The 12,978-nt window shown below is 43.4% G+C and carries 11 protein-coding genes, 1 tRNA gene and 1 other RNA gene; 4 read left to right on the forward strand and 9 right to left on the reverse strand.

What is annotated here, in order from left to right:
- Positions 1 to 148: 148 nt before the first annotated feature.
- From DFP82_RS00345 to coaD, 6 genes are all read right to left on the reverse strand, one after another.
- A tRNA-Met gene (locus DFP82_RS00345) sits at positions 149 to 225 on the reverse strand.
- Positions 226 to 346: 121 nt separating this feature from the next.
- An RNA gene (rnpB, locus tag DFP82_RS00350) (RNase P RNA component class A) lies at positions 347 to 729 on the reverse strand.
- A 74-nt stretch (positions 730 to 803) separates the two neighbouring features.
- Positions 804 to 1,574, reverse strand: coding sequence for a dethiobiotin synthase (gene bioD / locus DFP82_RS00355; protein WP_110921751.1), 771 nt, complete (start codon positions 1,572 to 1,574; stop codon positions 804 to 806).
- Positions 1,575 to 1,623: 49 nt separating this feature from the next.
- Entirely contained in the window at positions 1,624 to 2,952 is a 1,329-nt protein-coding gene (gene bioA / locus DFP82_RS00360; RefSeq protein ID WP_110921752.1) for an adenosylmethionine--8-amino-7-oxononanoate transaminase, read from the reverse strand.
- 160 nt (positions 2,953 to 3,112) lie between these two features.
- Positions 3,113 to 3,361 (reverse strand): YfhL family 4Fe-4S dicluster ferredoxin, encoded by a 249-nt coding sequence (locus DFP82_RS00365; protein ID WP_021814308.1) that lies wholly within the window; start codon positions 3,359 to 3,361, stop codon positions 3,113 to 3,115.
- A gap of 60 nt (positions 3,362 to 3,421) precedes the next feature.
- Entirely contained in the window at positions 3,422 to 3,946 is a 525-nt protein-coding gene (gene coaD, locus DFP82_RS00370; protein ID WP_110921753.1) for a pantetheine-phosphate adenylyltransferase, read from the reverse strand.
- 244 nt (positions 3,947 to 4,190) lie between these two features.
- On the opposite strand from coaD, the gene smpB reads away from it, so the two are divergent.
- Entirely contained in the window at positions 4,191 to 4,667 is a 477-nt protein-coding gene (gene smpB, locus DFP82_RS00375; RefSeq protein ID WP_110921754.1) for an SsrA-binding protein SmpB, read from the forward strand.
- A 219-nt stretch (positions 4,668 to 4,886) separates the two neighbouring features.
- Here smpB and rarD read toward each other — a convergent pair whose 3' ends face one another.
- Positions 4,887 to 5,909 carry an EamA family transporter RarD gene (gene rarD / locus DFP82_RS00380; RefSeq protein ID WP_110921755.1) on the reverse strand — a complete coding sequence of 341 codons (1,023 nt, stop codon included), beginning with the start codon at positions 5,907 to 5,909 and terminating at the stop codon, positions 4,887 to 4,889.
- A 259-nt stretch (positions 5,910 to 6,168) separates the two neighbouring features.
- On the opposite strand from rarD, the gene DFP82_RS00385 reads away from it, so the two are divergent.
- Positions 6,169 to 6,636, forward strand: coding sequence for an Lrp/AsnC family transcriptional regulator (locus DFP82_RS00385; protein WP_110921756.1), 468 nt, complete (start codon positions 6,169 to 6,171; stop codon positions 6,634 to 6,636).
- A 148-nt stretch (positions 6,637 to 6,784) separates the two neighbouring features.
- Here the strand turns inward: DFP82_RS00385 and DFP82_RS00390 are convergent, their stop codons facing one another.
- Together DFP82_RS00390 and DFP82_RS00395 are read right to left on the reverse strand one after the other, a co-directional pair.
- Complete coding sequence (locus DFP82_RS00390) at positions 6,785 to 7,408, reverse strand: hypothetical protein (RefSeq protein ID WP_110921757.1); 624 nt, start codon at positions 7,406 to 7,408, stop codon at positions 6,785 to 6,787.
- 10 nt (positions 7,409 to 7,418) lie between these two features.
- Positions 7,419 to 8,726, reverse strand: coding sequence for an ammonium transporter (locus DFP82_RS00395; RefSeq protein ID WP_110921758.1), 1,308 nt, complete (start codon positions 8,724 to 8,726; stop codon positions 7,419 to 7,421).
- A gap of 616 nt (positions 8,727 to 9,342) precedes the next feature.
- On the opposite strand from DFP82_RS00395, the gene DFP82_RS00400 reads away from it, so the two are divergent.
- Positions 9,343 to 10,017 (forward strand): YidX family protein, encoded by a 675-nt coding sequence (locus DFP82_RS00400; RefSeq protein WP_110922197.1) that lies wholly within the window; start codon positions 9,343 to 9,345, stop codon positions 10,015 to 10,017.
- A gap of 253 nt (positions 10,018 to 10,270) precedes the next feature.
- The gene (locus DFP82_RS00405; protein ID WP_110921759.1) at positions 10,271 to 12,754 is read left to right on the forward strand and encodes a YgiQ family radical SAM protein; all 2,484 of its coding nucleotides are present in this window, start codon (positions 10,271 to 10,273) and stop codon (positions 12,752 to 12,754) included.
- Positions 12,755 to 12,978 lie beyond the last annotated feature (224 nt).

A 12,978-nucleotide genomic window follows, 5' to 3' on the forward strand; every position in this document is an offset into this window, starting at 1 on the left:
ATGATTTAGTAAGAAATCAGTAAGTAATGATAGCCAAACATTCGATTTACTTAACCATCAATACGTACTTCTGCCGTTTATTTTAGGCAAAAAAAAACCAATCTCAATAGATTGGTTTTTTAGTTGATACTAACAAAGTATCTATAAATGGTGGCGATGAAGAGACTTGAACTCTTGACCTCACGATTATGAGTCATGCGCTCTAACCAGCTGAGCTACATCGCCATTTTAGGATGCACATTTTACCCAAGCTGCTGACTGCCGTCAACCCCTAAAGGGAATTTTTTGCAAAAAACATGAAGTTAATTTACATTAGCTACAATTATTACTACGACCAACAATAAAAAGGTTTGGTAAACCGATAAGCCGGGTTCTGTCGTGGACAATCATTCCTCTAGGCGTACAATCGCTCGTACGCTCAAGCAACCTACCCGCATCGAACGCGGGCCGCGCCATGCCGATGCCTATTTGGTCTTGCTACGCGTGGAGTTTACCATGCCGTGAACTGTTGCCAGCCACGCGGTGCGCTCTTACCGCACCCTTTCACCCTTACCGATGACATGAATATCTTGCGATACTCATATAAGTCAAAGGCGGTCTACTCTCTGCTGCACTGGTCGTCAAGTTACCCTGCCCAGCCGTTAGCTGGCACGCTGCCCTATGTAGCCCGGACTTTCCTCCCCTGCATGTCTGTTACCAGTGTGCAGCGGCGATTGCCTAGTCTACCAAGCGCGCTAGTATAACAAACTTATGGCAGAGTGCGAACGTCTTTTGGATTTATTTTTAGCATCAGCATAAATAGCTCAAATAAAACCTTCGGGCAAAGATAAACAGTAATTTTCTGACAGCGTTTTGGTATTAAGCATTTCAGTATTAAGCATCTCTGTATTAACAGACATTTGGTTTTTTAGAGCTGGTATCTGTACCCAATGAGCCTTGGGGTAATTCGCAGCTAAATAATTTTGCAAAAAATCCACAGTGCTATTCGCAATCTCGGTATCCGTATTGTCAGCATCGTCATGGATATGATTATAGATAACACTATGTACAGATAACCCACGGGCTTTTATCGCTTCCAAACTCAGTAATGTGTGATTGATACTGCCCAAACGACCTGAAGTGACCAAAATAATTGGATAACCTTGAATAGCAATATAATCTAAAATTAATAAATGCTCTGTAATTGGTACCAGTAATCCACCCGCGCCTTCTAGTAATACCAAGTCATAATCAGCTTGCAATCGTTTGGTGGCATTAGTAATCAGTTCAGGATCTAGCACTTCCCCTGATAATCGAGTGGCTAAGTGCGGTGATGCAGGCTTTTCATAGCGATGAGCGCAAGTGGTAAAATCAAGGTCACATGGCTGTAGAGGAATATCCATTAGTTGACGATGGGTAATGATATCGTCAGCAATGCCCATCTCGCCAGTATTGGCATTCATTGTCACGCCAGTTTGCACCAGCTTCTGAGTGATGACGTTGACGTTCTGCTGCATTAATGATTTGGCAATGATGCCAGTGGCATAAGTTTTACCGATATCAGTATCGATACCTGAGACAAATAAAACACTCATAGCACACCTTATAAAAGAAATTGACTGGCCTATAATGCAGGGAGTTTTGCTAAACTTCAATATTTGAAGCTGAACTCGAAACTTGTGCCAGATAAATTGTCACTACATGTAGTAACGATTGGCATAAAGTCACAAGCTCAGTATTAGTAATGACATAAGGCGGCATGATGTACACCAATTTGCCAAATGGTCTGACCCAGATACCATTATCAATCAATAAAGCCTGAAAAATAGGCATATCAACAGCGTCATGTAACTCAATGACGGCGACTGCACCCAAACAACGTACTTCAGCAATACCTTCTAACAACGAAGCGGGGGCTAGCTGCTGCTCCATCGTGCGTTGCATATTGGCAGTACGCGCTTCAATATCATAAGACATAATCAAATCAATCGAAGCACACGCAACCGTACAAGCAAGTGGATTTCCCATAAAGGTTGGGCCATGCATCAGTGCTGGATAGTCACTATTATGAATAGTATCGGCAATTTTTCGGGTACATAACGTTGCGGCAAAAGTCATATAGCCACCCGTCAACGCCTTTCCAATCGTCATGATATCAGGGCTAATATCAGCATGCTCACACGCAAATAACTTACCACTACGACCAAAACCAGTGGCAATTTCGTCAGCAATCAATAGTACATCGTGCTCATCGCACAGTTGACGCAGCAGTTGCAGATACTCAGGACTATAAAAACGCATGCCGCCTGCGCCCTGAATAATCGGCTCGATAATAAAGCCTGCCAGCTTATCACTATGCTCATCAAAAAATGCTGTGAGGGCAACGCGATCAGATTCTGTTAAAGCCCGCTCAAAACCCAATGGTGGTGCTGCGACAAAATGCTGCGTTGGTAATTGCTTGCCATACAGACTGTGCATGCCGTTAATAGGATCACAAATACTCATGGCATGCCACGTATCACCATAATAACCAGAATGTGTAGAGGCAAATTGCTGCTTGGCTGGGCGCTTGGCAGCCACTTGATATTGCAGCGCCATTTTCAACGCCACTTCTACTGCGATACTGCCACTGTCCGCATAGAAAATCGCATCAAGTCCAGCAGGCACAATGTCGAGCAATTTCTGACCCAAATCTATCGCTGGCTGATGGGTCAAGCCACCAAACATCACATGCGCCATTTTACCCAATTGCTCAATAATAGCGTCGTTCAGTTTGGGATGATTATAGCCATGAACGCTTGCCCACCATGATGACATACCATCGATAAGGCGCGTGCCATCTTCGGTGATGATATAAATACCTTCAGCACGATCAATAACGATATTTGGATAAGTAGGTGGCAGACTGGCATATGGATGCCAGAGATGTTGTTGATCAAAATCGCTCGTTATCTGGTTTGCATTTATCGTCATTACATTTTTCCTAAAGCGCCTTGAACCCAAATATCATTAATAATGTATCGTTGATTCAGTTTAAAAGAGAGTAAAAGCAACCGAGCGCAGATGTATATGTGATACTTCAAGTGAGGTTAACGCTGCATCTCTTTTATAGAGGATAGACTATATAAGCTACTTATTGACCCGTAATGCGTTTATATTTAGACAACAAATCGCTTTCTGTCTCGACATGATTAGGATCATGAGGGATGCAGTCAACCGGACAAATAACCACACACTGTGGCTCATCAAAATGCCCAACGCACTCGGTACATAAGTCAGGGTCGATAACATAAATATCGTCCCCCTCTGATATCGCCTCATTGGGGCACGCAGGCTCGCACACATCACAGTTGATGCACTCATCAGTAATCAGTAGTGCCATGAACGGCTCCTTACGGTTGGTTTTTAGCCTATATGCTGCAGCTGTCAGCCTATTAAAAGGCTAGCTGTCTTGAATCACCAGTTTTTTTGTAAAAGCATCAGACACACAAGTGGGTACGAATTTAGTGACGTCGCCACCAAGTTTGGCAATTTCACGAATCATGGTCGATGAGATGAAAGAATAATTCGGTGCTGGCGTCAAAAATACCGCTTCAAAATTTTCATCAAGCTCACGGTTCATATTGGCTAACTGAAATTCGTATTCAAAATCTGACATAGCACGTAAACCACGCAAGACAGCAGCAGCTCCTTGAACACGCATAAAGTCGACGAGTAAACCCTCAAAGCCAACCACGGATACTTGTGGCAAGTCAGCAAATACGGTCTCAACTAAAGCGACACGTTCTTCAAAGTTGAACAATGGCTTTTTATGATGCCCTGAGGCAACTGCAATAACGACCTCATCAAACAGCTTAGTGGCACGTGTGACTAAATCCACATGACCATTAGTAATAGGATCAAAAGTACCTGGATATAAAATTTTGGTGTGTAACTTTGAGGAATTGGGGGAATCAGAAAGGCTCATAACATGGCTAACATAGTCGGTAATATTGGACTATATGCTAGCAAATTTTGCTCAAACTTAATACTTATCTGCTACATTTGTCCTAACAGCTGACTTACATTTTTATCGGAGGCTTTGCTACAATGGTTGGTTCGACTCATCCTGCTTATTTTTTAAATAAAAAACACGCTAAACAAGCGGATTAGGATGAGGAATTATAGGTGAGGACAACGATGTTGTTCTTAGAAATCCTTACGAGGAAACCATGTCAAAGAAATCAAAAAAACCTGAGAATCAGATTTGTGCCAATAAAAAGGCACGCCATGAATACTTTATTGAAGAATCGTTTGAGGCGGGTCTTGCCCTACAAGGGTGGGAAGTCAAAGCCATCCGTGCTGGTAAGATGACCATTACCGAAGCATATGTGATATTTCGCAATAACGAAGCTTTCTTGTTTGGTGCGCACATTCAGCCACTACTGTCTAGCTCGACGCACGTTAGCCCAGACAGCATTCGTACTCGTAAGCTGCTTCTCAATCGCCGTGAAATCGAGAAACTTTCTGGCGCAATCAATCAAAAAGGCTATGCTTGCGTACCCTTGTCTTGCTACTGGAAGAACTCACTGGTGAAATGCCAAATTGGTCTAGCACTGGGTAAAAAACAGCATGACAAGCGTAAAACGTTAAAAGATCGTGATTGGGAACGTGATAAGCAACGTGGCTTTAAACAACATTTGGATTAATACAATCAAATCCACTATAGAGGTGTTACAGCGTTAACATCGTTTGAAGTATGTTATATACATCTGCGCTCAGTTGCCTTGTAGCACCTCTACATTGAATTGACGATAGCTCTCTTAAACAAAGCCAGTTTGATCTAATACAAAAATGGACGATTCACATTATGCTGAATCGTCCATTTTTTATTTATCTACTATTTAATTAGTAAATAACTCGCTTTCTTACGTGATTGGTTCTTTTGCCAAAGATTGCATATTTCTACGAGCTTGGCGGAATTGACGAATGCCATGAGCAATCAAACAAGCAATGCCGACCCAAATTAAACCATAGCTGTAAATCATCGCTGATTCAAATGGATTGCCCAATACGGTAATCGCTAAGACAAACAGTAGCGCAGGCTCCAGATAACTCATCATGCCATAAACATTGACAGGTAGCATTTGACTGGCATCAACATTGGTTTTCATCGCCAGCACGCTCAGCACACCTAACCCTGCTAGCATCATAATAAAGAAGGCAGAGCCACTCACCAACGCCAAGCTACTCGGGGCAAAGAAAAATAAGTAGCCCAAAGCAAAGGGCGCACATATCGTCAAATCAACCAATAATCCAGTCACCGCCCCGATTCCCTGCAACCGGCGCAAAATGTAATACACAGGATAAGTCCCACAAACCCAAAGCGTCGCCCACGATATGCTTTGTGTACGTACAATCTCGCTACCGACTCCCAATGCCGCAAAGCCAACTGCCAACCACTGCAAACGACTTAACTTTTCACCAAATAATAAGCAACCAAACAACACCATGGTGAGCGGAAATAAAAAGTAACCCATGGCCGTTTGTACGCCTTGACCATTGACTGGTGCCCACATAAATAGCCAAAATTGACTGAGAAATATAGGCGTCGGTAATAACAGCCATGCCCACTGCTTTGCCGTACGTAATGCTTTTAACTTATCAATATGCAACCCTAAACGACCACTGATAACCAAATAACAAACCAGTGCCACCCACATCGCGAGCATCCGCCAGATAAACACTTGCGTCCCTGACAACGGCGCTAAAAAGCTACTATAGGCGTAAAGAATACCGAACAGCATATTAGACAATACAGCCAACACCACACCCAATATTAACGTACGTTGCTGAGTGCTACCCGCTGTCCAAATCGTAGGTAAAGGTATGCGCGACACCGTGGCTGCCAATGTATTGGCAAACGCATTAGATAATATAGAAATAGACATGAGCAGCACCGTAAAATAGTAGTCGTTAAACAAATCAATGGTTAGCACGGTGATGGTTCGTGGCTAACTACTGGTTGATAGGTTCTATTTTACTTATGCTTTACGAGATATTATCTCTATATACATCTTTATATGAATAAAATTATCTAAGAATCTATTAATAATTCAATTATTTATCAGCTTTTGAATTATAGTGATAATAGATTTAATAACAGATTTTTTAGCGGCATTCTTAGAAGCATCTTTGGAGATAAATACCGTGAGCCACGTTTTGGATGATATTGATAAAGCCATTTTGAATTTGCTACAAGAGGATGCCACGTTACCTTTAAAAACAGTCTCAGAGCGTGTCCATGTATCTATCGCTACGGCGCAGCGCCGTATCCAAGCGTTAACGAACAATGGCGTGATTACCAAGCAGGTCGCTATTGTCGATCCTAATAAAGTCGGCTATGGACTGACGGCGGTAGTCATGATAGAAATGGCACGATCTAATACGTCGATGCAGCATCGATTTGAGCGCTTAATGCATTCGCAGCCACAGGTCATGAGCTGCTATGAAGTATCAGGGGATGCGGATTTTATGTTGATGGTCAATGCCAAAAACATGAGCGAATATCATCGTTTCACCACAGGCTTGCTAACCTATGAAAATAACGTACGCCACTTTAAAAGTCAGTTTGTGATGAACTTCACTAAGAGTGGCACAAAGATTACGTTAGATTAATTTCAAGGCGTGTCATGGCTGCTTGATCATGACTTATTAATTATGGTTAATCAGTCATAATTAATAAGTAGATGTCATTATTGTAGATCACATCAAGTGACTAAAGACACACCCCAATCTCATATCAAAGCTCTCGTTCAAAAAAATATTAAAAAAGCTTTTCGACCACTGCCCTCGGGTAACTTTGCTTGGCAGTCTCTGCGACCCGAAACAATATTTCATCTGCTTCTACAGGGCCAGCAATATCGCACAAGCAAATATAAGCAAGCTGAATCAGATTATTCAAAATATGCTCATTGTCAGGTATGACTGGCCGAGCACCTTCCAAGAACTGATTAATGTCGATAGAATGCCCTTTAAAGGTGCGTTCTTTCGACACAGTTTGGTGCATGATATGAAAAAAACTGCGTTTGTCTGATTCTGTTAGCTGACTGCCAATGGCTTCCATCACCGTATAAAATGCTTGAAGCATCTCAGAAATAGATTTTTGTTCACCAATTTCTACACTATTACCGCTCTCTTCGGCCACCTGCTGATGGTCTGTCTGCATCGTATTCCAAAAACCTTTACGAATATCAGACTTGTGTTTTTGTAGCTCAGGATAGCGTCGCGTCGCATCTAAAACGCACTGTTGCATCATTTTTACAGATACCGTCGAGTGCCGCTGCCAATGCGTGGTGAGCAGTCGCACCTCTTCAGGATTTAAGTATTTTGCCAGTACAACTGCCATCGCGGACACGGTTTGATTTACTGATTGAGTGTCGATATTCATCAGTTTTCTCCTATAAATGTCGCTCTGTTAAGTTTTTGGCATCGAACATTTGCTTTTGAAACTCTGGATAGCCAATCTCTGCGTGCTCGGTATAATCTAGGCCGCGCTGCTCATGCAAGCGACTGGCTTTTAATCCAAAGCTGACATTAATCAACTTATACATTACGAGTCCCAATCCCAATCCCCAGACTAGCGCCACACCCACACCAAGCGCTTGTACACCCACACGTGATAAATTGAATAAGTCGTCTGAATAAAACAATCCAGCCGCGAGCGTGCCCCATGCACCGCCAAAACCATGCACTGCAACGGCTGAGACCACATCATCGATTTTTAGTTTCAATAACGCTTGTGTCGATAAGATATATATCACGGAGGCAGCTGCACCGATGATAACGGCGAAGATAGGCGTCGTTGTCGCACAGCCTGCGGTAATGGATACCAAACCAATCAAACTGGCATTGACACTGTCACTGAGCAAAATGGCTTTGTTCAATGCTTTTGAGATGAGCATGTAACTCACTACGGCACTGATTGCTGCTACGAATGTATTGACAGCGATTAGGCCGATATTGCCAGTGATAGATAGTGCAGAGCCAGCATTGAACCCAAACCAACCAAACCACAAGATAAAACCACCAAGTGCAACCAATGTCATATTGTGACCCGCTATCAACCGTGGCGTACCATCAGGTGCGAAACGACCTAACCGTGGGCCAATGACCAATATACCTGCCAGCGCTAGCCACCCACCGATAGAGTGCACAACCGTAGAGCCAGCAAAATCAATGAATCCAAGCTCAGCCAACCAACCCGTACCACCGAAATAACCACCCCAGACCCAACTGGCAAATACAGGATAAATGAACAAGCAAATTAGACATGCCGCCACGGCGTAGCCTACAAAGGATACTCGCTCCGCCATTGCCCCACTCGCTACCGTAACGGCTGTGGCAGCAAACATCATTTGGAAAAACATCAATGCCCAGTCCATATTGGACAAATTCACTGGCATAAAGTGATCCGTACCGAAGAATCCTGAGTCATTGGTGCCCATCATCAACCCAAAACCAACCAAATAAAAGGCCAAACCACCGATACACATATCGGTATAGTTTTTCATCATGACATTGACCGTGTTCTTCGCACGTACCGATCCGCTCTCTAACAACGCAAATCCTGCCTGCATAAAGAACACTAGCACCCCGCCCCAAATAATCCATGCAATATTCTGATACTCAAGTAGCTGTGCCACTGTCAGAGTCGCTTCTTCAGCAGCCGTTGCGCTAGACATAATCCCAAACAGTACCGCACTCATCAACAGTACTTTAGAGCAGAAGGAGGTACATAAAACAGATACCTTGCCCAAGCTAAAATAGGATGATTTCACTTTATTTCTCCAAACAATTATCGATTTTATGGTATTTATATATGTATTGTTTTTATGAGCCTATCTAAATCAATAGACTCTACGAAAGAGAAAGCAAAGCGCATGCCAAAACGTACTTTGGGCATTGGGAAAATAAAATAGATACTTTAGAAAAAGAGTAATCTTTAATCGAAATAGACCTGTAATTGTTCATCTAACGTCAAATAAACACCGAGATGTGGACTGATAAAAGTAAGATGCCTAGTACGAAATTGATACTTAGTTTCTGTTCTACTTCATTAGCAGTAGCCAAAGTATTTTGTTCAATAGAATATAAATAATGAGTAGATAAGGCATGTCTAAACCATGTACCATATCAACGAAAGTTTGATAATAATAATCAAACAAAGAATCAATATTAATAGTCGATAGTCAATCATCATAGACAAGGAAATAGAGCATGACTCAGCACAAAGGCACACCTGCAGACAAACTAGAAAGCACCAGTAAAAGCGAGAAGCGTCACACTGCATTACCAGCCAAATTCAACTCAAAAGCAGTGATTATGGGTGCCTCACTGGTGGCATTGTTAGCAACCTCAGGCTGTGCTACTAGCTCATTACTAGACAATGACAGTCATACCAGCACCAGTACAACCAAGAATGTGTTGTCTGAAGATCAAATCATTGCTTTTGGTCGTCCCGCTCAAGCATTGCCAAAAATGCCAAACGCATCCATGGTTATCGTGGGTGAAAAAAACAGCTATGTACTGACCCAAGGTGGGACAGAGATGATCAGCTTGCTGGGTAGCTTGACGCCAAAAAATATCCAAGTCGATAATGACATGAATTTTTATGTGCCAAATAATGATGGTTATTTTCAGGGAGAGATGAAGCTTTCTTATGCCAAGTTAAAAGACGAATTTAAGCGCTCTGACTATCAGTTCTTTTTGCAAAACAGTGGTAAAGAATGTACCTCAGCCAGTGATCAGCGCATCAATGCCCAGCGCTTTTGCTTCAGTGTTCCTGTCAAAGGCGCTATCTATCCGCAGGTCAGTAATCTAAGCATGATCCAGTCAAATTACCGTCCTTTATCTAAGCCTTATATGGTGAGTTTTTATTCAAAAACCACGCAGAGCCACGTATCTAGTAGTGGCGCAAATACAGCGCAAAAGCTTGTATTGCTACCTTTTGCTCTCGCATTTGACGTGGTTACTTTCCCATTTCAGCTATTAGAGTAGTCAGTTTTCTGTACTTATGACAGGGTAAATCAAGAATAACGGGTTAAATCAAAAAGGTTTCTAACAATTTAGAAACCTTTTTACTTATAGATTATTCCACACTATCAATAACTTATCATTAATCGCCCATCATAGAATAGGTCGCATAGTGAGTTGAATTCATGTTAAAATGAGCACTTTTAAATGAGCCGTTAATATTTTTAATAAATAACGGCTTTTTTTAGTGCCATTTTTCTATTCAACAGGTCCGCCCATGTCTGCCGATACCATCGCCCACACCGCCTTTAAACAAGGCACAAAACCTCTTTTCGATTACGACAAACACTGGGCGAGCTGCTACGAGCCTGCGCCCTATCTGCCTATGAGTCGCAAAGAGATGGATGATTTGGGCTGGGATGCCTGTGATGTCATTATCATTTCAGGTGACGCTTATGTCGATCACCCAAGCTTTGGTATGGCGATCATCGGTCGTCTATTAGAGTCGCAAGGGTTTCGCGTGGGTATCATCGCTCAGCCAGATTGGAAGAGCAAAGACGCCTTTATGGAACTGGGAAAACCTGTCTATGCTTATGGCGTGACCGCAGGCAACATGGATAGCATGATTAACCGCTATACCGCTGATCGTAAAATCCGTAGCGATGACGCTTACTCACCAGGCAACGTGGCCAATAAACGCCCTGACCGCGCCGCTATCGTCTATAGCCAGCGCTGCCGCGAAGCATATCCTGACGTGCCAATCATCTTAGGCGGTATCGAAGGCAGTCTACGCCGTATCGCTCATTATGATTACTGGTCGGATAAAGTCCGTCGTAGTATCTTGATGGATGCCCGTGCCGATGTTTTATTGTACGGTAATGCTGAGCGCGCCATCGTCGATGTGGTACATGGTTTGTCTAAAGGCTATAGCTTTGAGCAAATGAGCAAACTGCGTGGTACGTCATATCTGTTGACGCCAACACGCCGCCATTGGCAAGATGATATGACCGAAGTCGCCAGTAATGATGTCGATACCGTCGGTCGTGTTGATCCAATTATCAACCCTTACGTCATGACTGAAGACGTCGATCAATGCTCTATCGAGCAAGAAAAACCGAGCGACTCGCCTGTTGGCCAAGCTATGTCTTCAATGTCATCGCAGTATCAGGGTTTTGTGGCTGAGCCTGTCACCAATAAAATCATCAATGCTGACCAAGTGGATGAAGAGACGCAAGTGGTACAAATGCGTGGCTTTGATACTGCTGAAGGAAGAAACAATAAGCCGATGACGGCGCGCAAGCATAAGCTAAAAATGCCGCCACGTGAAAAAACTGTCATTCGTCTGCCTGATTATGAGCACGTCAAATCTGACCCAGTGCTTTATGCCCATGCTAGCCGTATCTTGCATCTTGAGACCAATCCCGGTAATGCCCGAGCGCTCGTACAGCGTCATAGTAGCGGTGCAGGCAACTCACATACTTCTATCGATGTATGGTTGAATCCGCCACCAGTGCCACTCTCAACTGAAGAAATGGATTACGTCTTTGACTTGCCGTATGCACGTCTGCCACACCCAAGCTATGGCGATGCGCGTATCCCTGCTTATGACATGATTAAGTTTTCGGTCAATATCATGCGTGGTTGTTTCGGTGGTTGTACGTTCTGCTCTATCACTGAGCACGAAGGCCGCATTATTCAAAGCCGCTCAGAAGACTCTATCTTGCGCGAAGTAGAAGCCATTCGTGATACGGCACCTAACTTTACGGGTGTGATATCGGATCTTGGTGGCCCAACGGCAAACATGTACCGCCTGAGCTGTAAAGATGAGACGATTGAAAAGAACTGCCGTAAGCCGTCTTGTGTATATCCTGACGTCTGCGAAAACCTAATCACCGATCACAGTAATCTGACCAAACTATACCGCAAAGCGCGTGACATTAAAGGCGTGAAAAAGATTCTGATCGCGTCTGGTTTACGTTATGACTTGGCCGTTAAAGACCCTGAATACGTCAAAGAATTGGTCAGTCATCACGTCGGTGGCTATCTGAAAATTGCGCCAGAACATTCTGAAGAAGGCGTGCTATCAAAAATGATGAAACCGGGCATGGGCAGCTACGATAAATTCAAAGCCATGTTTGAACAGTACAGCCAAGAAGCAGGCAAAGAGCAATATCTGATTCCTTATTTCATCGCGGCGCATCCAGGCACCAAAGATGAAGACATGATGAATCTTGCTATTTGGCTCAAGAGTCATGGCTACCGCGCTGACCAAGTACAGGCGTTTTATCCTAGCCCGATGGCGACGGCGACCACCATGTATCACACGCACAAAGATCCGCTACATAAGGTCAGTCGTGATGAAGGTGACATGGATATCGTCAAATCTGGCAAACAGCGCAAACTGCATAAAGCGTTCTTGCGCTATCATGATCCAAAAAACTGGGTAATGTTGCGTAAAGCCCTGCAAGACATGGGACGTAGTGACTTGATTGGTAAAAATCGTGGTTGCTTGATTCCACCATTTAACGCCAGTTTAGAAGGTCGCGATGCAGCGCAAGACAGCTATCAATCAGCGCGTAAAAAGAACAGTCGTGTTGGCAATGACTCGGTGAAGCGTAGCAGTAACTCATCAAATAGCAATGCCTCATCAGCTCAAGGCGCTGCGGGTAAAAACACAGCCAGCAAAAATACCAAAAAGCGTGTCAGCAAGGGCAACTTCCAAACCCAGCATACCGGTCTGCCACCGCGCAAAACCAAGTAGCGTTCATGATATAGAAATGCATGCTCAATTCAGAGCATGTTAAGTAAAACAAAAAAGCGTCTATCAACCACTTGTTGATAGACGCTTTTTTATGTGTGTGAGATTAGTTTTAGCCCGTATCATTCACTACTTTAATTGTCTTCCAAAACACTCACAATGAGGCATTACATTAGTCAGCAATTGTGTGACAAAGCAAACATGTAACAAACAATTTCTAACATTTA

The organism is Psychrobacter fozii, assembly GCF_003217155.1.
In the GTDB taxonomy this organism is placed as follows: Bacteria; Pseudomonadota; Gammaproteobacteria; order Pseudomonadales; family Moraxellaceae; genus Psychrobacter; species Psychrobacter fozii.

Bases quoted from the DNA above. Each gene is read 5' to 3' on its own strand.
- bioD (WP_110921751.1), bottom strand. From the start codon at position 1,574: ATGAGTGTTTTATTTGTCTCAGGTATCGATACTGATATCGGTAAAACT.
- bioA (WP_110921752.1), bottom strand. From the start codon at position 2,952: ATGACGATAAATGCAAACCAGATAACGAGCGATTTTGATCAACAACAT.
- DFP82_RS00365 (WP_021814308.1), bottom strand. From the start codon at position 3,361: ATGGCACTACTGATTACTGATGAGTGCATCAACTGTGATGTGTGCGAG.
- coaD (WP_110921753.1), bottom strand. From the start codon at position 3,946: ATGAGCCTTTCTGATTCCCCCAATTCCTCAAAGTTACACACCAAAATT.
- smpB (WP_110921754.1), top strand. From the start codon at position 4,191: ATGTCAAAGAAATCAAAAAAACCTGAGAATCAGATTTGTGCCAATAAA.
- rarD (WP_110921755.1), bottom strand. From the start codon at position 5,909: ATGTCTATTTCTATATTATCTAATGCGTTTGCCAATACATTGGCAGCC.
- DFP82_RS00390 (WP_110921757.1), bottom strand. From the start codon at position 7,408: ATGAATATCGACACTCAATCAGTAAATCAAACCGTGTCCGCGATGGCA.
- DFP82_RS00395 (WP_110921758.1), bottom strand. From the start codon at position 8,726: ATGAGTGCGGTACTGTTTGGGATTATGTCTAGCGCAACGGCTGCTGAA.
- DFP82_RS00400 (WP_110922197.1), top strand. From the start codon at position 9,343: ATGGGTGCCTCACTGGTGGCATTGTTAGCAACCTCAGGCTGTGCTACT.
- DFP82_RS00405 (WP_110921759.1), top strand. From the start codon at position 10,271: ATGTCTGCCGATACCATCGCCCACACCGCCTTTAAACAAGGCACAAAA.